Origin of the sequence: Kaistia sp. UC242_56, assembly GCF_044452255.1 — a bacterium.
In the GTDB taxonomy this organism is placed as follows: Bacteria; Pseudomonadota; Alphaproteobacteria; order Rhizobiales; family Kaistiaceae; genus Kaistia; species Kaistia defluvii_A.
Genome location: NZ_JBIOAN010000002.1, coordinates 722898 through 747895 on the forward strand (window position 1 = coordinate 722898; position 24998 = coordinate 747895).

General features: G+C 62.9%; 22 protein-coding genes and 1 pseudogene. 10 read left to right on the forward strand and 13 right to left on the reverse strand.

Features of this window, described 5'->3' with window-relative positions; genetic code table 11:
* The first annotated feature begins 5 nt into the window (after positions 1 to 5).
* From ACHMWQ_RS06110 to ACHMWQ_RS06135, 6 genes are all read left to right on the forward strand, one after another.
* A complete protein-coding gene (locus ACHMWQ_RS06110; RefSeq protein ID WP_354554357.1) occupies positions 6 to 668 on the forward strand; it encodes an aquaporin in 663 nt (220 codons plus the stop codon).
* Between the two features lie 149 nt (positions 669 to 817).
* Positions 818 to 1165 carry a carboxymuconolactone decarboxylase family protein gene (locus ACHMWQ_RS06115; RefSeq protein WP_354554358.1) on the forward strand — a complete coding sequence of 116 codons (348 nt, stop codon included), beginning with the start codon at positions 818 to 820 and terminating at the stop codon, positions 1163 to 1165.
* A gap of 650 nt (positions 1166 to 1815) precedes the next feature.
* On the forward strand, positions 1816 to 2547 hold the full coding sequence (locus ACHMWQ_RS06120; RefSeq protein ID WP_396306776.1) for an alpha/beta fold hydrolase: 732 nt from the start codon (positions 1816 to 1818) through the stop codon (positions 2545 to 2547).
* Between the two features lie 176 nt (positions 2548 to 2723).
* Positions 2724 to 3554, forward strand: a complete 831-nt coding sequence (locus tag ACHMWQ_RS06125; protein WP_396309399.1) for an alpha/beta fold hydrolase — start codon at positions 2724 to 2726, stop codon at positions 3552 to 3554.
* Positions 3555 to 3756: 202 nt separating this feature from the next.
* Entirely contained in the window at positions 3757 to 5700 is a 1944-nt protein-coding gene (locus tag ACHMWQ_RS06130; RefSeq protein ID WP_396306777.1) for an ATP-binding protein, read from the forward strand.
* 259 nt (positions 5701 to 5959) lie between these two features.
* Positions 5960 to 6625, forward strand: coding sequence for a response regulator transcription factor (locus tag ACHMWQ_RS06135; RefSeq protein ID WP_396309400.1), 666 nt, complete (start codon positions 5960 to 5962; stop codon positions 6623 to 6625).
* 202 nt (positions 6626 to 6827) lie between these two features.
* Here ACHMWQ_RS06135 and ACHMWQ_RS06140 read toward each other — a convergent pair whose 3' ends face one another.
* Complete coding sequence (locus tag ACHMWQ_RS06140; protein WP_354554363.1) at positions 6828 to 7505, reverse strand: energy-coupling factor ABC transporter permease; 678 nt, start codon at positions 7503 to 7505, stop codon at positions 6828 to 6830.
* Positions 7506 to 7937: 432 nt separating this feature from the next.
* Positions 7938 to 10310: a PAS domain-containing protein gene (locus tag ACHMWQ_RS06145; protein ID WP_354554364.1), complete on the reverse strand. Its 2373-nt coding sequence runs from the start codon at positions 10308 to 10310 to the stop codon at positions 7938 to 7940.
* A gap of 462 nt (positions 10311 to 10772) precedes the next feature.
* On the opposite strand from ACHMWQ_RS06145, the gene ACHMWQ_RS06150 reads away from it, so the two are divergent.
* On the forward strand, positions 10773 to 11249 hold the full coding sequence (locus tag ACHMWQ_RS06150; RefSeq protein ID WP_396306778.1) for a response regulator: 477 nt from the start codon (positions 10773 to 10775) through the stop codon (positions 11247 to 11249).
* 374 nt (positions 11250 to 11623) lie between these two features.
* Here ACHMWQ_RS06150 and ACHMWQ_RS06155 read toward each other — a convergent pair.
* Positions 11624 to 12591, reverse strand: a pseudogene (locus ACHMWQ_RS06155) (oxidoreductase).
* 78 nt (positions 12592 to 12669) lie between these two features.
* On the opposite strand from ACHMWQ_RS06155, the gene ACHMWQ_RS06160 reads away from it, so the two are divergent.
* Positions 12670 to 13623, forward strand: coding sequence for an AraC family transcriptional regulator (locus ACHMWQ_RS06160; protein WP_396306779.1), 954 nt, complete (start codon positions 12670 to 12672; stop codon positions 13621 to 13623).
* A gap of 19 nt (positions 13624 to 13642) precedes the next feature.
* Here the strand turns inward: ACHMWQ_RS06160 and ACHMWQ_RS06165 are convergent, their stop codons facing one another.
* The 3 genes from ACHMWQ_RS06165 to ACHMWQ_RS06175 are packed head-to-tail and all read right to left on the reverse strand — an operon-like array spanning position 13643 to position 15723.
* Positions 13643 to 14506, reverse strand: a complete 864-nt coding sequence (locus ACHMWQ_RS06165) for a sigma-70 family RNA polymerase sigma factor (RefSeq protein ID WP_354554368.1) — start codon at positions 14504 to 14506, stop codon at positions 13643 to 13645.
* A complete protein-coding gene (locus tag ACHMWQ_RS06170) occupies positions 14496 to 14960 on the reverse strand; it encodes a carboxymuconolactone decarboxylase family protein (RefSeq protein ID WP_354554369.1) in 465 nt (154 codons plus the stop codon). Before ACHMWQ_RS06170 ends, ACHMWQ_RS06165 begins: the two co-directional genes overlap by 11 nt.
* Positions 14961 to 14970: 10 nt before the next feature.
* Positions 14971 to 15723: an SDR family oxidoreductase gene (locus ACHMWQ_RS06175; RefSeq protein ID WP_354554371.1), complete on the reverse strand. Its 753-nt coding sequence runs from the start codon at positions 15721 to 15723 to the stop codon at positions 14971 to 14973.
* Between the two features lie 175 nt (positions 15724 to 15898).
* Here ACHMWQ_RS06175 and ACHMWQ_RS06180 point away from each other — a divergent pair, with 175 nt between their 5' ends.
* Complete coding sequence (locus ACHMWQ_RS06180; RefSeq protein ID WP_354554373.1) at positions 15899 to 16906, forward strand: bestrophin family ion channel; 1008 nt, start codon at positions 15899 to 15901, stop codon at positions 16904 to 16906.
* Positions 16907 to 17457: 551 nt separating this feature from the next.
* Here ACHMWQ_RS06180 and ACHMWQ_RS06185 read toward each other — a convergent pair.
* From ACHMWQ_RS06185 to ehuB, 6 genes are read right to left on the reverse strand one after another with little or no spacing between them, the layout of a single operon-like run.
* Entirely contained in the window at positions 17458 to 17841 is a 384-nt protein-coding gene (locus tag ACHMWQ_RS06185; protein WP_354554374.1) for an ectoine synthase, read from the reverse strand.
* 24 nt (positions 17842 to 17865) lie between these two features.
* Positions 17866 to 19176, reverse strand: coding sequence for an amidase family protein (locus tag ACHMWQ_RS06190; protein WP_354554376.1), 1311 nt, complete (start codon positions 19174 to 19176; stop codon positions 17866 to 17868).
* A 10-nt stretch (positions 19177 to 19186) separates the two neighbouring features.
* Positions 19187 to 19957, reverse strand: a complete 771-nt coding sequence (locus ACHMWQ_RS06195) for an amino acid ABC transporter ATP-binding protein (RefSeq protein ID WP_354554378.1) — start codon at positions 19955 to 19957, stop codon at positions 19187 to 19189.
* On the reverse strand, positions 19954 to 20619 hold the full coding sequence (gene ehuD, locus ACHMWQ_RS06200; RefSeq protein WP_354554380.1) for an ectoine/hydroxyectoine ABC transporter permease subunit EhuD: 666 nt from the start codon (positions 20617 to 20619) through the stop codon (positions 19954 to 19956). The genes ACHMWQ_RS06195 and ehuD overlap by 4 nt, the downstream gene beginning before the upstream one ends.
* Complete coding sequence (ehuC, locus tag ACHMWQ_RS06205) at positions 20616 to 21278, reverse strand: ectoine/hydroxyectoine ABC transporter permease subunit EhuC (protein ID WP_354554382.1); 663 nt, start codon at positions 21276 to 21278, stop codon at positions 20616 to 20618. The genes ehuD and ehuC overlap by 4 nt, the downstream gene beginning before the upstream one ends.
* Positions 21279 to 21336: 58 nt before the next feature.
* The gene (ehuB, locus tag ACHMWQ_RS06210) at positions 21337 to 22185 is read right to left on the reverse strand and encodes an ectoine/hydroxyectoine ABC transporter substrate-binding protein EhuB (protein ID WP_354554384.1); all 849 of its coding nucleotides are present in this window, start codon (positions 22183 to 22185) and stop codon (positions 21337 to 21339) included.
* A 233-nt stretch (positions 22186 to 22418) separates the two neighbouring features.
* Here ehuB and ACHMWQ_RS06215 point away from each other — a divergent pair, with 233 nt between their 5' ends.
* Positions 22419 to 23753 (forward strand): PLP-dependent aminotransferase family protein, encoded by a 1335-nt coding sequence (locus ACHMWQ_RS06215; protein WP_396306780.1) that lies wholly within the window; start codon positions 22419 to 22421, stop codon positions 23751 to 23753.
* Between the two features lie 281 nt (positions 23754 to 24034).
* On the opposite strand, the gene ACHMWQ_RS06220 is transcribed toward ACHMWQ_RS06215, so the two are convergent.
* Positions 24035 to 24988, reverse strand: coding sequence for an ABC transporter substrate-binding protein (locus tag ACHMWQ_RS06220; RefSeq protein WP_396306781.1), 954 nt, complete (start codon positions 24986 to 24988; stop codon positions 24035 to 24037).
* Between the last annotated feature and the right edge of the window lie 10 nt (positions 24989 to 24998).

A 24998-nucleotide genomic window follows, 5' to 3' on the forward strand; every position in this document is an offset into this window, starting at 1 on the left:
CGAGCGTGGCTCTCCATCGGAGAGCCACTGCGGAGGGGGTGGGCACGCTGCTGCTTGTCCTGGCAGCCAGCGCCGGCGGCATCGCCGCCCAGAAAAGCTACGGCGTCGAGCCCGGTCTGGTGCGGCTTACTCTGGCGTTGGTGCTCGCGGGGGCGCTGGTCTCTTTGATCGTGGCGTTCGGGCATGTGTCGGGCGGCCACTTCAATCCCCTTATCACGGCACTTCAGTGGCTTGCCCGCGAACGTTCCGGAACCTGCGCACTTGCCTATGTGCTCGCCCAACTGGGGGGCGGCCTAGCCGGCGGCGCGATCGGAGCCTGGCTCTGGCACGCGACGTCGAAACCGGTGGCCGGATTGCGCTGGGAAGGATTTGCCAGCGAGACGGTAGCGAGCGCGGGCCTCATGCTGGTCGTCTTCGGCTGCATGCGCGGCAGTCGAACGGAAACCGGGCCGTTTGCCGTCGGCGCCTGGCTTTTGGCGGCGATTTTGGCGACGCCGACCACTTCCTATGCCAATCCTGCGGTCGTGCTCGGCGCGCTGGTATCCGCCGGCCCCGTATCGCTCGGTCTGTCATCTGCCCTGCCATTTATCCTGGCCCAGATGCTCGGCGCACTTGGTGCGTTTGCGCTGGTCGCCGTGATCTTTCCCAAGGCGCCCCGCCGAACCTGATTGCGTCCGCGCCCGCCGACAAACCTGCATGTCCTGGTTTCGTAAACGCGCAACGCGGTCGACGCGTCGGCTTTCGGCTGATCGCGTCGCTGCTTTCCAACCCTCGTCCGCGCCATTCCGGCCCGGAACCTTCTAGGAGCACACGAGAAATGCATATGATCGATTGGAATGGCTATCGTCAGCAGGTACTGGCAGGAGTAGGTGGGCTCGGCAAGATTACGCCTGACACCACGCGCGGCTACGCGATGCTCGGCGGCGCCGGTGCAAAGACAGGCCATCTCGACGCCAAGACGCGCGAACTCATAGCGCTCGCCTGTGCCGTCACCCTACGCTGTGACGGCTGCATAACAGTCCATATCAAGGCGGCCATCGGCTACGGCGCGACCAAAGAGGAAATTGCCGAGGCGCTGGGCGTCGCCATCAGCCTGAACGCCGGCGCAGCTCTTGTCTATTCGACCCGTGCAATGGACGCATTCGACGCGCTCGACGAGGCGTGAACCGTCCGGCGCCGTGACTCCAAGAACGTCGTCCTTGATCAAAGGGGGCACGTCGCCCTTATAAGTTCAGCCCGGAATTCAGCGCCGCTTGGCTGCCGCGTACGCGGTGCCCTTCCGGTGGCGCACGCATCGACGCGATCACCTCGTGCCGATGCGGTTCCTTGCGCGGCGCGGGATCTTCTCCCAAAGCTGGAGCCAGCGCACAAGGCCTCGGCCCTTTGGATCTCCACTTCCGGGTTGGCATTGTGCCGTGTCCCGGCGCCCCGATCCACAGCATAGCTCCCCTGCCAGTCGCTTTCACTCGCGCCCTCATCACCAGCGCTGCCCGGCTTCCCAGCGGACCTGTTTCCGTCATCGCCGGATTGAGCCGCGAGCAGGCCGCAATTGGCTCAACCCGGCCGATTTTTCGGGGAGCCCCCTACCTTCGTGTGGGGGGCAGCCGCACCCCGTATGATGGTGGAGCCCCCCTCAAAACACGACACTCGCATGGTCTTCGCCGGCATGCGCTGGCATCCCCAGGCACTAGCAAAGGAACGCTGGATGGACAGTCCTCACAAGTTGATCGACACGATCCATGGAAGGTTAGCCTATCGCGATGACGGTAGAGGGGGGAGCTTCCCCTCGTGATATTGCAGCGGTTTCGCGGAACAATGGACGACTGGGATCCGGCTTTCCTCACGCCGCTCGGCGCGCACCGCCGCATCATCCGGCTCGACAATGCCGGCATCGGAGGATCGGGCGGCAGAGTGCCGGATACCCTCGATGGGATGGCTGAGGTCGTGCTCGCGTTCCTCGATGCTTTGGGGCTTGAGCAGGTTTACCTGCTGGGCTGGTCGCTCGGCGGCTTCGTGGCACAGCATGTCGCGCTAGCCGCGCCGCACCGGATCCGACGCCTTGTGATCGCAGGGTCTGGTCCCGGGGGCGTAAGCGAGGGTCCTCAGCCGGATCCGCGTGTTAGGGACGTGATGGCTCACGCGGAGAACGGAGACGAAGACTTTCTGTTCCTGTTCTTCGCCCCCAGCGCCGCCAGCAGGGCAGCCGGCATCGCTTCACTCGAGCGTCTCGCGGCCGTCCCGGATCGCGTCCCAAAAGTGTCTTCAATCGGCTTTACCGGCCAATTGAGGGCGATCGGTGCCTCGAAGGAGGTTCGCAGCCGGCTTGGGGAACTCTCGATGCCGATCCTGGTCGCCAATGGCATCCAGGATGTCATGATCCCCGCCTACCGCTCCTATGTCATCGCGCAGGAAGCGCCGAACGCGAAGCTCGTTCTGTACCCGAACTCCGGTCACGGCTTCCTGTTTCAATACCCGGATGATTTTGCCGGAGAAGTGAACCGCTTTCTCGATCAGCCGGAACCGTCGCTGGCAGCCTTTGCCAACTGACCACTCCCCGCAGAAGGACGTTCAAGATGATTTCCGATTTGAATGGGCGGGGCCTCGACATGACGCGCCGCGACATGATGGCAGGTCTGCTCGCCGCCAGCGCCAGTGCGGCCGCTTTTCCTAGCCTCGCCTCTGCATCGACACTCACCAAAACACATCAGGACGGAGAGAATACCATGACCTTTTTCAAGACCAAGTCTGGCATCGAGCTCTTCTACAAGGACTGGGGTCCCAAAGAAGCGCAGCCGATCGTGTTCCATCACGGCTGGCCGCTTTCGGCGGACGATTGGGATAACCAGATGCTGTATTTTCTCGACAAGGGCTTTCGGGTCATCGCCCATGACCGACGCGGCCACGGGCGCTCCACCCAGACGGATAGCGGCAACGACATGGACCATTATGCGTCCGATGTCGCCGAACTGACCGACGCACTCGACCTCAAGAACGCCATCCATATCGGACACTCGACGGGCGGCGGCGAAGCCGCGCGCTATGTCGCGCGCGCGAAGCCCGGGCGCGTGGCCAAGGCGGTGCTCGTAAGCGCCATTCCCCCGATCATGGTCAAAACCACCGCCAACCCTGGAGGCACGCCGATCGAGGTGTTCGACGGCTATCGCGCCGCACTGGCTGCCAATCGGGCTCAGTTGTGGCTGGATATCGCGAGCGGCCCATTCTACGGCTTCAACCGTCCCGGGGCGAAGGTTCTGCCGGGGACCATCCAGAATTGGTGGCGTCAGGGCATGATCGGTGGGGCCAAGGCCCACTACGACTGCATCAAGGCGTTTTCGGAAACCGATCAGACCGAAGATCTCAAGCAGATCAAGGTGCCGACGCTTGTCCTGCATGGCGATGATGATCAGATCGTCCCGATCGCGGACGCAGCACTGTTGTCGGTGAAACTGCTGAAAAATGGTGAGCTTAAGGTCTACAAGGGCTTTCCGCATGGAATGCTGACAACCCATGCCGACGTCCTGAACCCTGACATCCTGGCCTTTATCAAGGCCTGACGCAGAACAAGGGAACGGCGGCCTGACGCCGTTCCCTTCACACAGGATCGGGCAAAAAGCCTGTAGCGTCGCATAGAACAGAGAGTGCTGGCCGTTTTGACCCCGCCGGCCTACTTTGGCTCGGCAAGGTAGTACATGACTGTACGCAATCGGGGCCGCACACGTGAAAATGAAGGCAAGAGGAGGCAGGTGGTGGGGAACTGTGGCCGCCGCCAGCCTGGCCTGCGTGATCTTCGCAATCGATTTGCGTCACGGCGTCGATTCGTCAGTCGCGGTTCTCTATGCGTTGGTGGTTGTCCTGGGCTCGATGGGGACAGTCCAGCGAGTCACCTGGTCTTGGGCGGGCATTTGCGCCGTGCTCGCCGGGGCGTCCTATGCCTGGGCTTACAAGGATGCTCCCGACTTCACGAGTACCTACAAGCTGGCCTTCGCGCTCGTGGCGATCGCGATCACGGCATCTCTCGTGACGAGCCGGAAGCGCCTTGTGCTGGCTCAAGTCAAACTCGAGGACAGTCGCCGTGAGCAACGCATTCTCGCCGATTCTGTCCCACAGATTCTGTGGGGGACAGATGCATCGGGACAGTGCAACTTTCTCAACGCCCGCTATGCCGAATACACCGGCATTAGCGTCGATGATGCCGTTCGAGCCAAATCCTGGGTGGAGCCAGTCCATCCAGAGGACCGTCCGGGCATGCTCAGGCTTTGGCTTGCGGCGCGGGCAAGCGGAAACGAGTTCCGAGCGCACTGCCGCGTCAGGCATCGGGATGGAACCTATCGCTGGATGCATTCTATCGGGCGCCCAGTCCGATCGCCGGAGACCGGGGAAATCGTTCGTTGGATGGGCGGCCTCTCGGATGTCGATGACGAATTCAAAGCTCAAAAGAGAATTCAGAAGCTGAATCGCGAACTTGAGGACCTGGTCGCTCAGCGAACGGTCGAACTCCAGGAAACACGTTGGCGCTTTCGCAGTCTCTACGAGGACCCCAATATCTTCGTCGCCGAACAGAACTGGAGCGAATCCGGGGCCATCCTGGACGACCTCAGGGCCAAGGGCGTGACCAATCTGCGGTCCTATCTGCTGGGAAATCCGGAGGTGCTGCAGGCTTGTCTCGCCGGCGTCCGGACCGTGGATGTGAACGACGCCATTTGGCGGAAGCTGGGTTACGAGTCGAAGGCTGATCTGGTTACAAAGGCGCCTAGGGACGGCGTCGTCGATGCCGTTGCAGCCTTGCTTCCCCAACTCGAGGCGCTCTTCGAGGGGCGGGACTATGTAACGTCGACGACGGCGCTTGTGCGGGCAGACGGTGGGCGGATGCCGGTCATCTTCGCTGTCAATCTCATGCCCGACGGTACCGCCTATGCAACCCTCTTCGATATTACGGATCGGGAGGCTGCCAGCGAACTCATGGCCGCTGCTCAGCAGGAACTGGCCCGCGCAAACAGGGTTGCGACCGTCGGTGCTCTGTCGATTTCGATTGCCCACGAACTTAACCAACCAATCGCATCGATATCCGTTGATATCGAAACCGGACTCCGGATGTTGGCCAAGGACGAACCTGACTACGACATGGTGGCCCGTATCTTGGCCCGGCTGCGTCGCAATGCGGGCAGGCTTGCGAGCATCGTTCAGCAGACTCGCGATCAGATTACCAACCACCAGCGTAGGCTCGAACTGGTGGATCTGACGGCGCTCACAGAAGAAACGCGGCTGCTGCTCGAGCGGGAAGTCGTTGCCCGCCGCGCCGTGGTAAAGATACGGGCAGCTTCATCCGTGCCACGTGTTTTGGTGGATCGCATCGCGCTGCAGCAGGTTCTCGTCAATCTGATCGTCAATGCTCTTGATGCTCTGGCGGCTGTGCCCGAGCAGAAGCGCAACGTGGAAGTGTCTGTCGAGCCGGGGGAGGAAGGTCACGTCCGCGTTCGAGTGGCAGATACAGGGCCGGGCATTCACGATGACGTCCTTGCGAAGATCTTTACCCCATTCTTTACGACCAAGCCTGACGGCATTGGCATGGGACTTCAGATCTGCCGCACGACGGTAGAGAGGCTAGGCGGAGAGCTACACGTCACCAATTTGCCCGAGGGCGGGGCGTCGTTCGAGTTCACCTTGCCGGCTGCAGCTTCCGAGATGGCCGAGGCCTGCTAGCGGTACGTGAGCAGGCGCGGGCCGGCCAGACTACCAATAGTACCGGATAGCTTTGTAGGGGGCGCCGCAGGGTTCGGCAGGACCATAAACGCCAACAGCGCGCCACGGCAGTCGAGCCGTGCGACTACCAAGGTATAGGCCTCACACCGCCGCGGTATGGTGGATTGGCCATTGGCCGTTTGGTATGGAGGATGCAGCCAGAAACATCTTTCAGCCCACTGGCAATTCGAAATGGGCTTTCGTGCCAACCAACGGACGTATGCCAATGCAACGGCAGCTGGAAGCACCTTCAGAGGGCGGATCGATGTCAATCAGCAGTCCTCTCTTGCCGCTTGTCATTGTGGTTGACGACGATGCAGAACTGAGGGAGTCGCTCAAGGATCTGTTCACGTCAATCGGGATCGAGACGAAGGCTTACGCTTCAACGAGCGACCTCCTTGCCGCCGGACTTCCCGACCGGCCAAGTTGTTTGGTTCTCGATCTACGAATGCCGGGCACGAGCGGCCTGGAGTTGCAAACGCATCTTGCCAAGATTGGCGCGCGCATTCCCATCGTGTTCATTACAGGACATGGGGACGTGTCGACATCTGTCAGGGCCATGAAGGCAGGCGCTGTCGACTTCCTGCCAAAGCCATTCCGTGATCAGGAGCTTCTTGATGCCGTGACAACCGCTCTGCGCGCCGACGAGACGCGCCGAGTCGACGATCGGGAGGTCACCGAATTACGGGGGCTCGCTGCGCAACTGACGCCGCGCGAAATGGATGTCTTGCGCGGGGTGGGACGCGGCCTTCTCAACAAGCAGATCGCCTATGAGATGGGCGTGACGGAAATCACGGTGAAGATGCATCGAAGCAATGCCGGACGGAAACTGAAAGTCGTCTCGGTTGCTGACATGGTAAGAAAGATAAAGCTCCTCAACATGTGAGCTCCTGCCCGTCGTGATCTTGCGATTTCGCTGCCGAAAGCCAGTCTGAGGAATCTCAAGGAAGTTCAGCCGGGAGCAGCAACATTTCGCACGCGAAATGCGAAAAGAGGCCGCGAAGGAGAGTTCGCGGGCCTCTTCTATGGTCGAATTCTCCAAGAATGGCCTGTTGCCAACTTGGCGATCGGGCGGTCCCGTTTTGACGTCAAGCCGTCTCGTGGAGTCGACGATCGAACATCATACCGCTTCCCACGCCGGCCAGCGTCTTGGCAACGGCAAGGACCGCGAGGTCCACCAGCGGCTCAATAGCTATGACGAGCGCGTAGGCTCCTCCGAATAGGGCGACGGAGACGGTGTTCTCAATCGTGAAGCCCTGGCCATAGAAGGCCCAGAACGCGACCCAGGCAACGATACCCAGCTGATAGGTGGTCGAGAGTGCCAGCACCTGGTGATAGGTCAACCGCACATAGGGCGTGCCAGGCGCGATGATCATCGGGGCGATCGTCCGCAGCGCAAACAGCGGAACCAGAAGTGTCGTGATGTTCATTCCATATTGCGGCAGATCGAACGGGGCCACAGTCAATCCTTGAACGAGAAGACCGACTGCCAGGCCGATGGCTGCCGGAGCCGCCCCGAAGATCAGAAAAAGAGTCGAGCCGAGGATGAGATGAACCTCGGACACGCCGATTGCTACGTGAGGCAACACCTCAAAGAAGCAGAAGACGAGTGCAGCTGCCACCGCGCTACGCGCGGCCAATGACACGGCGCCGCGGTCATGAATCGCATTGGCTGCGAGCTTGAGCGTGTACCCACCGGCGCCTGCTGCGGTGGCGTAGCTGAGCCAGATCTTGGCTCCGTCTACGAGTCCGGGCTCGATATGCATGATTGTCTCCTTCTGCCGTATCGTTTGACGGCGCGGGTTGAATTTCGCTCGCCAAAAATACGCGGAGTCGGTTCGCTCCAGCCACAGCGCGAGTGTCTAGGCCGCCGCTGCTGATGCGCAGCTTGTGATCTACCTTGGTAGGGGAAGTATGCGTGGGCGCCGCGGCTCAGGCTGGATAGCCTTAGTCCGCGAAGGCCTCGGGATCGTACCGCCGTCGCCAACCGGTCTTTGCCACATGGCTCGCCGATCGTCCTCGCTGCCCGGCAGGGACCAGCCGCATAGGGCGAGCTGATTGCCAGCCCGCATTCATGGCCCATGGGAGCCGGCTAGGTTGAGCCGGGTCCGGCGATTTTGTCGGTCCCCATCGCGCTCCCTCGCCCGCCGGGCTCTGCTGTCCCCGGGGAACGCGCAGGAGGAACCCGGAAATCCGGTTCAGCCGTGCAGGCGGGTGCCTTCAGGCGCGAGCGGGAGATCGAACGTGAAAATGGCTCCCCCGCTCATCTGATTGGCAACGGTCAACTGTCCTCCCATGGCCTCCACGGCTGAACGACAGATCTGAAGACCCATGCCGATGCCGGTCGCCTTGGTCGTGAAGAATGGCTCGAACAGCTTCTCCAAATACTCTTCTGGAATGCCTGGCCCCGTGTCCGCAACTTTTACGCGAACCGCTGTTGCTTCCGCTGCTATCCTGAGTGTGATGCGACGCACCCCGGGCTGCCCCCGCATCGCATCGGCCGCATTGTTGATCAGGTTCACGAAGACCTGCTGCAGTTCGACAGGGTCGCCATTTATCATCGGCACCGCGTCTGCGCAGATGATCTCCAAGTCAACGTCCGACCGCTTGAGATCAAGGTCCAAGAGATCGCGGGTGTCGGAGATCAGCAGGGGAAGATTGATAGCCCTAGCTTGGCGTCGCCCTGCGACGATGTTCTCGCGGGTCCGCTGGACGATCCCGGCAACGCGCTGGGCGGTCTTTTCGACGCGCTGCAGGATGCGGCCGAGCGTCGCCAGGTCAGGGGTTTCGCGAGCGACGAGACGCAGTCCCGTTTGCGCGTCCATCAGCATTGAGGCGATAGGCTGGTTCAATTCGTGGGCGATCGACGCAGAGAAGGCGCCCACTGTTGCGACGCGGTTGGCGCGAGCCAGTTCCGCCTGCGCGGCTCGGCGCATCTCCTCGATCTTTTCCTGATCCGATAGATTGAGGTGGCTAGAAAGATGGAGCCCATCCGGAAGTCTGGTCACGGTGAAATAGACGGGGATCCGCTGGTCTCCCTTTCCGGTGAGCGTGGTCCGCCCGTCGATGTGATCGATGCCATAGAAGTACATTTCAAGTTGGCGAAGGAGCACCTCGGGACCATCGTCCGCATTCTGCTGGGGCGGATTCGCGACGAGTTCGGCGACACTCTCGAACCCCATCAGGCGCGCCAGGGCCTCGTTGACCCGGGTGGTGTGGATCGCATCCAGCGTCCGCGTCAGTTCATCTGGGTGCGCCATCATATAGGCGCGGAGATCGCTGACGCCGCTCGCCTTGATCTCGTCGAGAATTTTTCCCGCCGCACTAAAGTCCATTTCCGCGAAGGTTATGTTGCTTACGTCGAACAATCCGGCATAGCGGCGCTCGGTGCGCATTAGTTCGGTGGTCCGCTCCTCGACGCGTTGCTCGAGTGTTTCGTTGAGTTCGCGGACCTTTTGATGTGCGGTTACCTCGTCGTGAATGTCCGATACTCCGCCATAGTATCGGATCTCTTCCGCCCCCTCTGCTACGCGTACGGGGCGGCCTACGATCGACATCCACCGATAGCTTCCGTCAGCGTGTCTCAGGCGAAACGTATCGCGTAGCTCATCCCCGGAGGCGAACGATCTCCTCAGATTATCCAGATATGCCTCACGATCATCGGGATGGAAATCCTCGATCCAGTCCTGCTTTTCTATGACAGCGTGCAGGTCGCGGCCTGTGACCTGAGTGAATCGTTCATTGTAAAAGTCCACCCGCGCGTTTCGATCCGCTCGGAACAGAATTTGCGGCACCATATTGGTGAAGGTAACTAGTTCCGTCCGACTTTCTTCGAGTTCCGCTCGAACTTTCTGAAGTTCTTCTTTCGCGGTAACCTCGTCGTGCACATCCGAAAGTCCGCCGTAGCGCTCCACTTGTCCCGTCAGGGGAGACAGCACCGGATTGTCGTAAATCTGCATCCAGCGGTACCGACCGTCGACCTGACGTATTCGGACTTTGAGATTGGTTGTGGTCCGGCTCGCGACAGCGGCAGTGACGGTCTCGACAAGTACCGCCATATCCTCCGGATGGACCACATCATTGTAGCGCTGCCCTTCGAGCACCGTCCAACGGTCCAGCCCCGTTACAGCGGTCCAGCTTTCATTCAGATACTCGATCTCACCGCGAGGATTGGATCGCCATAAGACGTAGGGAACGGAATTGGCAAAAAGCTCTACTTGCGACCGACTGAGTTCAAGATCTTGTTTCGTCGCCTCGAGCCGCTTGCGGCTGATCAGCAACGCAGCTGTGACGAGGATCGCAATGCAGGCAAGCACACACCGCAGCGCGCTCGTTGGTGAGGGTTGATGAAGATTGTTCACTGCCCAGGCGCAGACGGCAAGTATCACGCATGCGCCTGCGGCGCGCCCCACCGCCTTTCCGCTGCCTACGGCAGAAACGAGCACCAAGACCGCCAGATACAGAATCGAGATCGAGAAATCGTATTCAGGGATGCTGTCTATCCAGAAGACGAGCGCCGCCAGGAGGCCGGCCGACGTTAAAAGCAGTGGTCTTCCCAGTTGCCGGGTCATGCCGCGCGAGCCCTTCGATCCGTCGTGTTCATAGCTGCCCCGCGGTAGATTATTGTCCGCTGGCCAAGTCATCCGGCCAGGACGTTGTATCGGGGTGATCCGCCCCAGAGCTCCCCGGCGCAAGCTAGCTGTCCAAAGCTGGCAGTTCCAGCCCGGCACAGGCGTGTCGACTGGCGTCGGTGGCGGGTGGCTGGCTGATGGGCATCGCCGTTACCCGCGTCGAGCGTGTCGACGCGCATTGCGGAACCTCGGCGAGAGCCTCGCCCTTAGAGCGATCGATGTAACAATGCCCGTCAGGATCTCTACTCTTGTACTGTTCGCCGACCGGCGGCTCGCACGTGTTTGCTGTTCAATCCTGACGTACAGCGATCCGGCTCAAATAAGCTGCGGCATCGTCAACCGTCCACCCCATACCGTGGTAGGGGATGCTATGCGGTAGAGATCCTGCGATGGAACCAGTGCGTGGAGTCGGCGATCTGCGTCGAATCGGCACCGCGGCGAGCCTACGATCGCGAAGGCCGAGTGAGCGGCATCCATGGCAAGTCAGTTGGAAAGCTAGAGTTCGTGTCTACCATACCTCCGAATTCGCCCCCTCTGATTGCGGTTGTCGACGACGACGACGATGTGCGGACGGCGCTGGATGACATGCTGAAGAGCCTGGGCTACGCCGCCCAGCTGTTTGAGACGGCTGACGCCTTTTTGTCGTCGGGTAGTGGCGGCGAGGTCGACTGCGTAATTAGCGACGTTCAAATGCCGGGAACAAGCGGGCTGCAGCTTGCCCGCGTCATGCAGTTGGCGAAGATGCCGGTCATTCTGATAACCGCATTTCCAACCCCAGAGGTAGAGCAGCAGGCTGAAGCCGCTGGCGTGCGGCGACTTCTGGTCAAGCCGTTCGATTCTAGCGACCTCATCGCCGAACTGGACCGCTTGCTCGCCTAGCCGCAGGACACTAGCGGCGCATGAATCACCGCGGCCCAAATCACCTCGGGCGTCCGTACGATTGTTAGGCCTTCGGAAAAATGCTCGACGTGGCTGGACGTAACCTGGTCGAATGCCTTCTGGGTGTAGGGCGCGGGTTTGTCAGCATAAGGGCACGTTGATTTAATCTCTGCATGATTGGCACCGGGGAGTGTTAGCCTGACCTTTTCCTGTATGAGGGTCAGCAGATCGCGCTGCAGGGTTGTCGCGCCGCACCATCGCCGCGTTTGCGGCGCGACGGCAAACACATTTACCGGTGCTTCGGTCGCCGCACGTAGCCCGCAGTCGAGAGCGTGCTGGAGCCGATTGATATTCTCGGCCGACAGCAGAGATTGTCAGGCTATCGATACGCCCGCCATGGCTTCCGAAATAAGCCATAGCCGCTCCGCCAAAACGGGATCAGCCGCCCATGGAGCAACGCCCTTGCGGCCGGCTTCGGCGGTGTTGATGGCGGCAATCTCGCAGTCTTCGCAATAGACTCCGCCAAGCCCCTGTAGCTGCGGGCTTGTAGCGGCCCAGACAGCTGTTGCTGCCGCCTGCTGGACCGTCTTCATGCACGGGCCGGGTCGACGCGGAGATTGCCGTGTTCGTCGCGCGCGTCGAAGCCGGCAATCTCCTCTTCCGAGAGATGCCGCGCGAGGCCGGTCAGCACCTGGCCCGGATGCAGCGAGAAGGCCCGCACGCCCGCGGCTTGGCCCCGCTTGTCCAGCGAGAGGGCGAACAGCGCATTGGCGGTCTTGGACTGGCCGTAGGCCAGCCATTTGTCATAAGGACGTTCGAGGAAATCGATGTCGTCGAAATCGATTCCTGCGATCTGATGCCCGCGCGATGAGACGGCGATGACCCGGGCATCGCCATTGCGCATCAGCGCCGGCCAGAGTGCCGCGGTCAACCGGAAGTGACCCAGGTGATTGGTCGCAAACTGGCTTTCGTGGCCGTCGATATCGCGAGACAATGGAGCTGCCATGATGCCGGCCCCGTTGATCAGGATATCGATGGAACGGCCGCTTTCGACGACGCGCTGGCCGAAGGCGGCAACCGAGGCGGCATCCGCCAGGTCGAGCCGGTCGATCTCGACATTGGAAATTCCAGCGAGGGCGGCGGTGGCACGATCGGGGTCGCGCGCCGGAACGATCACCCGGGCACCGGCCCCGGCCAGTGCCCGCACGGTTTCGAGGCCGATGCCAGAATGGCCGCCGGTGACGATTGCCGTCTTGCCGGACAGGTCAATTCCGCTGACGATGTCCGCGGCAGTGCTGGCCGCGGAAAACGGCGATCCGATGGGATGTTGAAGCTGTGTCATGCTGATCTCCACTGGTAATGACCCTGCATATGATCTACCTACCCAGACAATCCAGTCGGCCAAATCCGGGATACTATCGTGATCGTCCAAATCATGCCCAGTGATGCCCTGTCGGCCATCCTCAATGCCATCAATGCGGTTGCGCTCTGCTCGATCAGCCTTCAGGCGGGCGGCGATTGGGGCATTCGATTTGCGGCACCGGCCAATATCAAGTTCAAGGTGGTGCGCCATGGTGGCTGCTGGCTGCTCACGGCGGATCAAGCACCTGTGCAACTGGAGGCCGGCGACTGTTTCGTCGTCACCAATGGTGCCTTTGACCTGGCGAGCACCCCGGACGCGACGATGGTCGCGGCCCAGGATGTCTTCTCCGGCTCGGGCGTGGCGGCACAACTGGGCGAGGGCAACGACTTCGCCATCCTCGGTGGCAGCGTGCGGCTCGATACGATCGATGGCGTGGTGCTGTCCGATGCCCTGCCACGCATTCTGGTCATCAAGGGCGACGCGGCTGCGCCGATCGCCTGGCTGCTCGACCAGCTCGATCGCGAGTGGGATTCCGGCGCGCCCGGAGCGCAACTGATGTGCAATGACCTGCTGCGCCTGGCCTTCATCCACGTGCTACGCGCCCATCTGGCGCAGCGGGCTGCCAATGATACCGGCTGGTTGAGCGGCTTGACCGACCGTCACATTGCCCCGGTACTGCAGGCGGTACATGCCGAACCCGAACGCAACTGGACGCTCACCGAATTGTCGCGCCTTGCCGGCCAATCGCGGTCCAGCTTTGCCGCGCGGTTCAAGCAGCGCGTTGGCGTCGCGCCGCTGGACTATCTGACACGCTGGCGCATGCGCCTGGCGGCCGGCAAGCTGCGGCGTGGCGTCGAGCCGGTCTCCAGCATCGGCGCAACTCTCGGCTATCGCTCGGACAGCGCCTTCGGCGCCAGCTTCCACCGGATCTATGGAACGTCGCCGTCACGCTATCGAAAAGAACAGAAGGTCGGCTCCTCGGCCATCGAAGCTGATAGCGCGGGTCACTGAATGTCTGGCGAGGGATCGCTCAGCCGTCGACATGGGTGAGCTTGTCCGGATTGCGCATCATGTAGATGGCGGTGATCTTGCCGCCCTCTATGGCGAAGGCGGTGGTCTGCAGGATCGCGCCGCGTTCGCGGCTGACATAGCCGGGCAGGCCGTCGATCCAGGCCGGTCGGATGAACTGGGTCCAGTCGGGGCCGAGCTTGCGATGGAGCCCGCCATACATGCGCAGCACATGATCCATGCCGACAATCGGGCGCAGGAAAGCGAAGACCTTGCCGCCGCCATCGGAGTGCAGGACGACGTCATCGGCCAGAAGTGCCCGCAGCGCGGTGACATCGCCGGTGTGAGCGGCGGAAAAGAAAGCCTGGGCGATGCGATCACCATCCTCGCGGGCGACGGGAAAGCGCGGGCGGGCCTCCTGCACGTGCTTTCGGGCGCGGGAGGCGAGCTGGCGCACGGCGGGCGCGTCACGGCCCAGCGTGGTGGCGATCTCGTCGAGCGGTTGGCCAAAGACATCGTGCAGCAGGAAGGCGGCCCGTTCCAAGGGCGAAAGGCGCTCAAGCGCGAGCATGAGCGTCATGGTCAGTTCGTCGGTATCGATGCCGGGCTCGTCCGGTTCGAGGATCGGCTCGGGAAGCCAACTGCCGACATAGAGCTCGCGCCGCGCGCGAGCCGATTTCATTTCATCGAGGCACAGTCGGGTGACGATGCAGGCGAGAAAAGCGCCGACATTGGTGACCGCGGACTGATCCGTATTGGACCAGCGCAGCCAGGCATCCTGCACGATGTCCTCGGCGGCGGCGCGGCCGCCGAGCATCCGATAGCCGAGACGGACCAGCCGGCGCCGGTGCGTCTCGAAGACGTCCGAAGCCTGGTCAGGCGTCATAGCCGCCCTCGGGGAATGGAGGGGGCACGGCAAAGCCGACCTGCAGGCGGTTCCACAGATTGATGGCGCCGATGGCAAGGGTCAGGTTGACCTGTTCCTGCGGCGTGAAGGCGGCTTCGAGGATTTCGTACTCGGCCTCGTCGACATCGGTTTCCGACAGCCGGGTCAAGGTCTCCGTCCAGCCAAGGGCCGCGCGTTCGCGCGCTGTGTAGTGGGGCGCCTCGCGCCATGCGTCCAGCAGGTAGAGTCGCATTTCGCTTTCACCGGACTTGCGCAGGGATGTGGCGTGCAGATGGATGCAATAGGCGCAACCATTGATCTGGGAAGCGCGCAGCTTGACCAGTTCCAGGAGGGTAGCTTCCAGAGTACTGGCCCTGAGGGCCGCTTCAAGCGCCATGATGGCCTTGATGGCGGCCGGTGCTTTGTCGAGGTGATCGTCCAGTCTGGCCTTCATCGAGCTCTCCTCAACGCGGGGGCTGGCTGGCGAGCCAGTTGGCATAGCCGACGGTGCCGAGGCGGGCCGAGCCGCGCGGCAGCAGCGTGTCATCGTTCAGAGGGGCTCCGAAATAGAGCGCTTCCGGCGTGCCGATGACGGCGCGGGTATCGCCGATATCGCGCAGATACTGGGCCAGCAGATCGGACATGCGGACTTTTTCGGGGCCGGCGATTTCGAGCGTGCCGTTGAGCGGGGCGGCGAGCGCGACATCCGCCATGACGGCGGCCACGTCGGGCGAGGCGATCGGCTGGATGAAGGCCGTCGAGAGGGTGATCGTGCCTTCAGCGCCGGCCGACTTGGCTATGCCGCCGAGGAACTCATAGAACTGCGTGGAATGCACGATCGTATAGGGAATGGGCGAGGCCTTGATCAGGGCTTCCTGCGCCTGCTTGCCGCGGAAATAGCCGCTTTCGGACAGATCCTGCGTGCCGACCACCGAGAGCGCGACGTGATGGCGAACGCTGGCGGCGGCTTCAGCGGCAAGCAGGTTGGGCCCGGCGGTCTGGAAGAACTCGAGTACAGCGGCATCTTCGAAGGACGGCGAATTGGCGAGGTCGAGCACCACGTCGACACCAATCATCGCCTCAGCCAGGCCCTCGCCGGTGATCGTATTGACGCCCGAACTGGGCGAGGCGGCGATAACCTCATGGCCGCGGTCGAGAAGTATGCGCACGGTCTTGGAGCCGATGAGGCCGGTGCCGCCGATGACGAGGATCTTCATGGTTCTTGCCCTTTGCTCGAGACGCTGTGCCGCGATTGGCGACGTCTTCAGGAGCAAGACGAGATGGCCTGGGGCGGATGTGACACGGGGGTCGAAAAAGATTCTGCCCGCTGCATGTCACACCGTCCGCATGGGTCTCGTCTTGGATGCATCAACCTTGAGTTCGGGGCATCCCATGCACGTCGGAAGATCCTATAGGCCGATCGAATTTGCGCTGTGGTCGCGCGGCAGCATCCTCTTCATGGTGCTGGTAAGCCTCTGTGCCATTGGGGCCTACAGCATCCCCTCGATTGCGGGCTTTTCCGTACCCTGGCCGATCATCGTCGTTTTGGGCACGACGGTGTCGCTGATGGCCGGCTTCAAGAATTCACAGGTCCTGGCGCGCAGTAGCGAGGCTCTTCAGGCCTTTGCCCAGATCTCGGCGACCAGCCGCATGCTGTCGCGCTTCTGTTGCGATTTCACAGACGAGCCCACCAAGCGCGCGCTAGTCTATCGTCATATCGCCTGGATGACGGCACTTCGCTTCTGCCTGCGCCGGCCGATGCCCTGGGAATCCATGGGCCGGAAATCTAATGCCGCGTTTCGCGAACGATACCGCGTCATCGAGGACACGACGTCTCTGTCCGACGAACTGGCGGCATTGCTGGGTCACGATGAAGCGGCAAAGATCCTGAAAAGCGGCATGCTCGCAGCGCCCCTGCAATTGCTCAACCAGCAAGGGCACCAGATCAATCTGCTGTTCCGCGATGCTGGCCTGGCGCCGCAAGTCTACACCGAATTGCTCAAGCTGCTGCGGGACTTGCATGACCAGCAGGCCCGCTGCGACCGGATCAAGAACAGCCCCTACCCGCGCCAATATGCCATTGTCAGCACGATGTTCGTGGCGATCTTCTGCACGCTCCTGCCCTTCGGCGCAGCGCCGGTCTTCGCGGAAATGAGCAGGCTGAGCGGCGTGTGGGGTGTGATCTCGATCTGGTTGACCATTCCATTCAGCACGCTATTGGGCTGGATGTATATGTCGCTCGACCAGGTCGGCGAGAGCACATCCAATCCCTTCGAGGGAGGCGCGAACGACGTCCCGATTTCGCAGATTTGCCGAGAGCTCGAGATTGAGTTGCGTTCTGCCATGGGCGAGCTCGACTTGCCCATGCCCCTTCAACCTATCAACGGCATAGCCACCTAGCTGATAGCGCTCTGTGACAATGGGGCCGGCGCATGAGCGACGGCAGTCGTTTGGCCTAGCTGGCCAAGAGCGGAAAGCCCAAGGGGAATGCGTCTTCGCTAGACCCTGCTCTTGGCGAGACTTCTCAATTGCCTGCCCGTCACACACACCAGCCACAATGCCAATGCGCAGTCGTTCAGAGTGGATAACGCGCCTGGCACTAAGGTCGCCGTGTCATACCAGATGGCAGAGATGTCCGCCTTCCGGTAGCGCCAACAGTCTGCGACGGGGCGTAGATGGGTGCGCCGGCCGGCAGCAACGGGGCCGGGAGCAGACTGTCAGGTCTTGGCGGCGGTCATGCCCATAGCTGCTACTCGGCTCGACCCTACATTAGTCGTCCGGCGCCCTGTCTTCTCTTTCCGAGTACCTACCGTTCGTTCAGCTGCGGACAACGTCACAGCAACAGCGGAAGCGGCTATTTGGAATGACCACTGCCGATCAAGCTACCGAGCTCCGCCCTCCGCTGGTGGGAGGGCGGGCGCACGGCGAAGGCCTGTCGTTGGGCAACGACGCTAGGCGGGATCGTAGCCGCCATGCGCATTGTGGGTCTCGGTGCCAGCCAAGGGCGGGTTGAAGACGCAGACGAGGTGCAAATCGCCCTTCAGCGCCCGCAGGATGTGCTCGTCATGCTGGTCGAGCGCATAGACGGTGCCGACCGCGATCGGATGCGTCTTGCCGGTGGCGACGTCGAAGACTTCGCCGGCGCCGGCGATGCAGTAGTTCGTCTCGTAATGCTCCTTGTAGTGGCAATGCACTTCAGAGCCTTCCGGCACGACCGTGTGGTGGACGGAATAGCCGAGCCCGTCGCCCTTCACGATCAGCCGCGTGCTTCGCCAGCTGTCGGTGACGACATGGCGGTCGGTCTTGCGCAGGTCTTCGACGTCGTGAACGATCATGATCTTGCCTTCTGTGGTTCGGTTTCAGCGATGGGAAGAAGCGAGAGCGGCCTCGGCCGAGGCGGCGAGGGCGAGCAGGGCGCTGTCGTGACCGTTCCGCCCTGTCAGCATCAGCCCGATTGGTTGGTCCGGCGCGATGGGAAGACTGACGCTCGGCGCATCGATGCGATTAGCCACCTCGGTCAGCCGGAAGGTCAGGCGGTTGGCGGGGTAGTAATGTTCGTCGTCCGAAACGTCGTCGACGCGCGGCGGCAGGATCGGAACGGTTGGCGTCAGCAGCGCGTCGAAGCCTTCGAGGTCGCGGTGATAGGCCTTTGCCAGTCGCGCAAGCTCCTGCTGGGCGCGGAGATAGGCGACGGCGGCAACTTCCTTGCCAAGCTGGATGCGCGGGCCGACACGCGGATCATAGTCCGCCGCGCGGCTCTCGAGATGAGGCTGGTGCCAGGCGAAGGCCTCGGCGACGATGAGACCGCCCTCGACGGCGATCCGGCCATAGCTCTCCAGCTCCGGCCAGTCGCGCTCAACGATTACCGCGCCTGCCTGTTCGAGCGCCTTCACGGCGTCGTTGAAGCGGGCAGTGACCACCTCATCGGCGGCATCGAGCGCGAATTTTGGCGGCAGCAGGAAGCGGCGGCCGCGCAGGTCGGCGGGCTGGATCGCCGTCTCGCCGGTGATCGCCTCGTCGACGCGCGCGCATGTCTGGATATCGCGGGCTAGAAAGCCCGGGACGTCGAAGCTTGACGACAGCAGCAGCAGCCCCTCATCCGGGTAGCGCCCCTTGCTGGGTTTGAAGGCGGCGAGGCCGCAAAAGGCGGCCGGGATGCGGACCGAGCCGCTGGTGTCGCTGCCCAGCGCCAGATCGGCAAAACCGAGCGCCACGGCGACGGCGCCGCCTGATGTCGAGCCGCCGGCGATTCGCTCGCGCGAGGGATCGAGCGGGGTGCGCGGCGTGCCGAAATGCGGATTGAGCCCGAGCGCGCCGAAGGCGAACTCGGTCATGTTGGTCTGGCTGGTGATGACGGCGCCGTTCGCCCGCAGCCTGGCCACCAGCGCGGCGTCATCCTTCACCGGCAGCGCGTCCCGGAGAAGCTTCGCCCCGGCGGTCGTCGGCCAGCCGGCAACATCGAAGCAGGCCTTTGCCGCGACGGTCAGTCCATAAAGCGCCGGTCGGGCGGACGGGGATGCCGCCAGCGTATCCCAGGCCGCCGCTTCCCGCAGCGCGGCTTCATCGCGTCGACGGAGAATGGCCAGCCTGGCGTCTTCGGGGTGCGCGTCGATCCGCGCCAGTTGCTGCGCGACGTTGTGGCGAAAGTCGCCGGCCAGGGTCTGCGTCATGATCTCGCTCTCAGCTCAAATGGACGGCGCGCAGGAACGCGCGGGTGCGCTCGTTTCGCGGCTCGTTGAGGATTTGCTGCGGTGTCCCGTCTTCCAGGATCCGGCCACCTTCCATGAAGCAGATCCGGTCGGCAATCGCGCGGGCGACGCCGATCTGGTGCGTGACGACGACGATCGTCAGGTCGCGCTCATGCGCCAGCGCCCGCATCACTTCCAGAACCTCGCCGACGCGTTCGGGATCGAGCGCCGAGGTGGCCTCGTCGAACAGCATGATCTTCGGCTCCAGCGCCATGGCGCGGGCGATGGCGACCCGCTGCTGCTGGCCGCCGGAAAGCGTCGCCGGATAGTTCTGCAGCTTGTCGGAAAGCCCGACCTGCGCCAGCAGCGCAGTCGCGCGCGCCTCGGCCTCGACCTGCGACAGGCCCAGCACGTGGCGCGGCGCGGCGGCGACATTGCCGAGCGCGGTCAGGTTGGGAAACAGGTTGAAGTTCTGGAACACCATGCCGACCAGCGAGCGCATGTCGCGCAGGTGCTTTCGCGTCGGCTTGATGCGGTGCTTGCCGCCCGCCGCGTCCCAGAGCGGCCGGCCGTCGAGGCTCACTTTGCCCTCGTCGATATCCTGCAGCGCCATGATGATGCGCAGCAGCGTCGACTTGCCGGAGCCGCTCGGGCCGATGATCGCGACCTTCTCGCCGCGCGCGACGCGAAAGTCGAACTGGTCCAGCACGACGGTCTGGCCGAAACGCTTGTCCACTTTGTCGAAGGTGATCATGTCGCTCATGCGTAGCGGGCTCCGAGGCGCTCGCGCAGCAGGAACACGGCAAACGCCGCGATCAGGCTCATGACGAGATAGGCGATTGCTGCCATGGTCATCGGCTCGACATAGCGGAAGCTTTGCGAGCCGGCGTCATTGGCGGCGAACATCAGTTCCGGGACGGTGATCGCGGCCAGGATCGGGGTATCCTTGAGCATGGTGATGAAGGTGTTGCCGAGCGAGGGAACCAGCGGCGCGATCGCCTGCGGCAGGATGAGGTAGCGATAGGCGGCGAACCGCGAGAAGCGCAGGCTTTCGATCGCGTCCCACTGGCCGCGTGGGATGCTGTCGAGCCCGGCGCGGTAGGCTTCCGCGACATAGGCGCCGTGATAGAGGCCGAGCGCCAGGATGCCGGTGGTTACCGGCTCCAGCACGATGCCGGCATCCGGCAACACGAAGAATAGGACATAGACCTGGATCAGCAGCGGCGTCGACCGCAGCAGTTCGACCAGCCCGCGCCCGAGCCAGGCGAGGGCGGTTTGCCTCGAGCGGCCAAGCGCCAGCAGCACGGCGCCGATGACCAGCGAGGCGAAAAAGCCGCCGATCGTCGCGATGAAGGTGACGACCGCGCCGCGCAGCAGCGCCGGCAGGATCTCGGCCGCGAACGGCCAGGAGAAGATCTCCGTCATGCCGGCTGACCCGTCTGGCGGCCGCGCGACAGCCCCTTTTCCATCCGGCGCATGAAGCTCGCCGCGATCAGCGAAATGACGAGGTAGATCGCCAGCGTCACCAGCAGCACGTTGCCGGAGCTGTAGGTCTTGGTGATGATCGATTTCGCCTGGAAGGTCAGGTCGGGAATGGTGATCAGCGAGACCAGCGAGGTCGCCTTGATCAGCTCGATCAGCAGATTGCTGAACAGCGGCATCATCATGATCAGCGCTTCCGGCAGCACGACGATGCGCAGCGTCTGGAAATAGCTGAAGTTGAGCGCGGCGGCGGCGTCCAACTGGCCCTGCGGCACGGCCTGGATGCAGCTTCGCACCACCTCCGCGCCATAGGCGCCGAAGCAGAGCCCGAGGCCAAGCGTCGCGCATTGCAGCGGCGTCAGGTCGATGCCGAGATAGGGCAGGACGTAGAACAGCCAGAACAGCTGGACCAGCGCCGAGGTGCCGCGGAAGAACTCGACATAGACGCCGGAGGCGATGCGGAGCACGCGCAGCTTCGACGATCGCGCCACGCCGGCGACGATTGCCAGAACCAAAGCGAGCAACGCCGAAAGGACCGACAATGTGACGGTCCACCAGACGCCGGCCAGAAAATCGAAGCGGTATTCCCAGATCAGGGCCATCAAACCGAACTCGAAAACGGGACGCGCATCTTCGGACGCGCGCCCCGGTCAGGGAAGGTTATTTGCAGAGTTCGGCGAGCTTGACCGTGCCGTCGGGAATGTCGGCCGCTGTGAAGCCGTAGGGCTCGCCGATCTTGGCGGCCTCGCCCGAGGTCAGGATCACGGCGAGGTGCTTGTTGAATTCGTCGACGAAGGGCTGGTCTTCGAGGCGGAAGGCGTAGCTGCCGATGCCGATCGCCGGCCTGCCGTCGATAATCGCCTGCTCGAACGGGATCGCGCGCTCAACGGCGGGATCATTGGCGGTCTTGATCGTCGACTGGACGGTGACGCCGGTATTGAGGAAGGCGTCGATGCGCTTGGTCTTCACCGCCGCGAGCAGCGAGGCGACGTCCGGCAGGGTGACAAGCTGGTCCTTGGAGACGCCGGCGGCCAGCGCGTGGTCGGCGATCGGGCCGCCGCCGGTCAGGTAGCCGAGCTTGATCGCCGGATCCTTGGCGATGTCGGCGTAGCTGTGAATGCCCTTCGGGTTGCCCGCGGCCACGATGATCCCGTCATTGACGAAATGCGTCGGCTCGGCGAAGGCGACCAGCTTGCAGCGGTCGGGGCGGATGTAGAGGTCGGAGGCGATGATGTCGAACCGGCGCGCCTGCAGGCCGGGGATCAGGGCGCCGAACTGGGTCGGCACGGCTTCGAGCTCGACCTTGCCGATCTTGGCGAGGACGGCGTTCAGCAGGTCCACCTCATAGCCGGTCAGCTTGCCGTTCGGCCCGGTGACGATGAAGGGTTCCTGCTCGGCAAAGCCGACGCGGACCGTCTTGCCCGCCTTGACGTCGTCGAGAAGGCCGGCGGATGCGCCGGAGAGAGAGGCGAGCAGAAGCGCTGCGCCGACGAGAGCCGATCTTATCATGCTGGTATGCTCCACACCGCCATCATTTGGGTCACACAACCATACAAATAGTACGAAATATCGGAAGAATGTATGTTTCAAATGTATGGCAAAGTGGCGACTTTTCGCCCCACAATTCCGTCGAAGGGCGGAATGGAATTACTTCCCATTCGGATCGGTAGGCCTGTAGCTTGTGACAGGCGCGAACGCGGGATATCTGCAACGCCATACAAACGCGTGTCGCGGAGATGCACATGGGACGTTCCCCGTCGATCGGTCCTGGCAGTCCCCGATGGAGCCCGAGGCTGGAAGAAGCCTCGCCGTCCAAGCATCAGGGCATCTTCGACGCCCTTGTTGCTGATATCGCCAGCGGCCGGCTGCGGCCCGGCGATCGTCTGCCGCCGCAGCGCGCGGTCGCCGCCGCGCTGGGGGTGGACCTTACCACCGTCACCAAAGCCTATAGCCGCGCGCGCGAAGAGGGGATCATCGACGCCACGACGGGGAGGGGATCTTTCGTCGCGGGCGAGCCCCGTCCCGCCAGCACTCTCGCGGGTGTTGCGGCAGGGGCGATCGATCTCAGCAAGAATAGCCCGCCAAAGCCGCAGGATTTCCAGCGCGTTCTGGCGCGGGATATCGGCCAGGCGTTGTCCGGCAGCGACGAATCCCTGCTCGATTATCAGGAAACGGGCGGCAGTTGGACCAATCGCTCAGCAGGGGCGACGTGGCTCAGTCAGCGCGTCGACGGCTGCGCGCCGGACCGCGTGATTCTGGCCTCAGGGGCCCAGAGCGCCCTGTTCGCCATTTGCCATTTGCTGTGTCGCGCCTCCAGACATGTGGCAGTTGGAGAGTTCTGCTATCCGGGAATTCACACGGTCGCCGTCCAGCAGGACCTCGTGCTCGTTCCGCTGGCGATGGATGGCGAGGGCATCCTGCCGGCCGCGTTCGAGGACGCCTGCCGGCTTCAGTCGCTCGACGCGTTGTACATAACCCCGACTGCTGACAATCCGACGACGGCGAGTCTCTCTGAGCTACGCCGGCAGGAGATCGTCCGGATCGCCCGCAAGCACGCGGTTTCGATTATCGAGGATGATCCCTACGGCGCTTTGCTCGATACGCCACCCACGGCGATCGCTTCCCTTGGTCCGGAACATCACCTGGCATATCGCGACCTTATCGAAATGCCTGACGCCGGCCCTGCGTTTTGGCTATGTCGCAGCGCCCTCGCCCAAACGGGCGCAGGAATTGGCGGCGACGCTGCAAGCCATGACGATGATGGCGTCGCCATTGCTGGCCGGCATCGCCACGCGGTGGATCCGTTCCGGCTTCCTGCGGGAAATGTCAGCCGCCATCGGCGCCGAGAACGTCGGCCGGCAAGAACTCGCCGCGTCGATCCTCTCCGGAATGAGATTGGCAGCCAATCCCTCCGCTCCCCATCTCTGGACGTCGCTCCCCAAACCCTGGCGGGCCGTCGATTTTGTCCGTCAGCTGGAGCATCGCGGTGTACTGATCGTCGCCGGTTCCAGTTTTTCGGTCACGTCGCCATCCTCGGAAGCCGTCCGCATTTCATTAGGTGCTGCGCCAGATCGTGAGGTGTTGGAAACAGCGCTGCAGAGCATCAGAAGCGTGCTCTCTCAGCCGCACCCCGATACGCGCCGCGCTATCGTTTAACGCATTCGAAGGCCGGCCCGATGGAAGGCTGAACTCTTGTGGCTCGATCATCACTGCTGCAGCGTGTGTCTGGATATTGGGGCACGCGCGGCCCACTCTCCCGCCTCAGCCAGCAATCGTGGCCGCGCATGCGCCAGGCTGTCGAGACAAGGTCATAGAGAAAGCACCGTGGCCGCCCAAATCCAGGCGGCCACGTAGCCAATCACATGCAGCCAGCGACGTATTCGTACTTGTCGGCAAGTTCCGGTTGGTCGGCGCTGATGGCGACAATCTCGGCCATGGTGACCGGCTCGACGGCCTCTCCGGCGATCAGCTTGGCAGCGATGTCCATGGCGACCGCGCCCTGCTGGCTCGGGCTCTGGGCGATCAGGCCCTGCAGTTCGCCGTTCTTGAGTGCGGCGACTTCGGCGCTGGCGGCGTCATAGGCAACCATCTTGACCTTGCCGACCGCCCCGGCCTGGCGCAAGCCGGTAATCGCGCCGATCGCGCCTTGGTCGTTGGTCGAGAACACGCCGGCGAGGTCCGGGTGGGCAGACAGCGTCGAGGTGATGATCTCGGCGGCGCGCTGCGGGTCGTTCGACTGGTACTGCGGACCGAGATACTGGATGTCCGGGTACTTGGCCTTCAACGTCTCCGCGAAGCCGGCCTCGCGGGCGTCCTGGGCTAGCGAGCCCGGCGGTTGGGTGATAACGAGCACCTTGCCCTTGCCGTCGATCAGCTTGGCCAGCGCGTCCGCCGCCATGCCGCCGCCGGCCTTGTTGTCAGTCAGGACCTGGGTCTTGAGGATTGACGGGTCGGCGATGGTCTGGTCGACCGTGATCACCTTAGTGCCGCGCTCGGCCAGTTCGCGCATGGGTGGGATCAGCGCCTGCATGTCGGTCGGCACGATCGCCGCGACATTGGGGCCGCCTGCGGTGACGGCGTTGACGACGGGGATCTGCGCGTCGGCGGCAAACTGGTCGGCGGCCGAAACGGTAAGCGTGAGGCCAAGTTCCTTCGCACGGGCCTGCGCGCCGCACTGCATGGCCTGATAAAACGGGCTGCCGCTGGAGCCGAGCACAAGAGCGACAGTGCCCTTGTCCTGGGCAAAGGCGCTGGATGCGCCCAACGATGCCATGGCGAGGGCCATAGCCGCGGTAACGATGGATTTGGTCATCTTCTAGTTC

Bases quoted from the DNA above. Each gene is read 5' to 3' on its own strand.
- ACHMWQ_RS06115 (WP_354554358.1), top strand. From the start codon at position 818: ATGCATATGATCGATTGGAATGGCTATCGTCAGCAGGTACTGGCAGGA.
- ACHMWQ_RS06120 (WP_396306776.1), top strand. From the start codon at position 1,816: ATGGACGACTGGGATCCGGCTTTCCTCACGCCGCTCGGCGCGCACCGC.
- ACHMWQ_RS06125 (WP_396309399.1), top strand. From the start codon at position 2,724: ATGACCTTTTTCAAGACCAAGTCTGGCATCGAGCTCTTCTACAAGGAC.
- ACHMWQ_RS06135 (WP_396309400.1), top strand. From the start codon at position 5,960: ATGCCAATGCAACGGCAGCTGGAAGCACCTTCAGAGGGCGGATCGATG.
- ACHMWQ_RS06140 (WP_354554363.1), bottom strand. From the start codon at position 7,505: ATGCATATCGAGCCCGGACTCGTAGACGGAGCCAAGATCTGGCTCAGC.
- ACHMWQ_RS06145 (WP_354554364.1), bottom strand. From the start codon at position 10,310: ATGACCCGGCAACTGGGAAGACCACTGCTTTTAACGTCGGCCGGCCTC.
- ACHMWQ_RS06165 (WP_354554368.1), bottom strand. From the start codon at position 14,506: ATGACGCCTGACCAGGCTTCGGACGTCTTCGAGACGCACCGGCGCCGG.
- ACHMWQ_RS06170 (WP_354554369.1), bottom strand. From the start codon at position 14,960: ATGAAGGCCAGACTGGACGATCACCTCGACAAAGCACCGGCCGCCATC.
- ACHMWQ_RS06175 (WP_354554371.1), bottom strand. From the start codon at position 15,723: ATGAAGATCCTCGTCATCGGCGGCACCGGCCTCATCGGCTCCAAGACC.
- ACHMWQ_RS06180 (WP_354554373.1), top strand. From the start codon at position 15,899: ATGCACGTCGGAAGATCCTATAGGCCGATCGAATTTGCGCTGTGGTCG.
- ACHMWQ_RS06185 (WP_354554374.1), bottom strand. From the start codon at position 17,841: ATGATCGTTCACGACGTCGAAGACCTGCGCAAGACCGACCGCCATGTC.
- ACHMWQ_RS06190 (WP_354554376.1), bottom strand. From the start codon at position 19,176: ATGACGCAGACCCTGGCCGGCGACTTTCGCCACAACGTCGCGCAGCAA.
- ACHMWQ_RS06195 (WP_354554378.1), bottom strand. From the start codon at position 19,957: ATGAGCGACATGATCACCTTCGACAAAGTGGACAAGCGTTTCGGCCAG.
- ehuD (WP_354554380.1), bottom strand. From the start codon at position 20,619: ATGACGGAGATCTTCTCCTGGCCGTTCGCGGCCGAGATCCTGCCGGCG.
- ehuC (WP_354554382.1), bottom strand. From the start codon at position 21,278: ATGGCCCTGATCTGGGAATACCGCTTCGATTTTCTGGCCGGCGTCTGG.
- ehuB (WP_354554384.1), bottom strand. From the start codon at position 22,185: ATGATAAGATCGGCTCTCGTCGGCGCAGCGCTTCTGCTCGCCTCTCTC.
- ACHMWQ_RS06215 (WP_396306780.1), top strand. From the start codon at position 22,419: ATGGGACGTTCCCCGTCGATCGGTCCTGGCAGTCCCCGATGGAGCCCG.
- ACHMWQ_RS06220 (WP_396306781.1), bottom strand. From the start codon at position 24,988: ATGACCAAATCCATCGTTACCGCGGCTATGGCCCTCGCCATGGCATCG.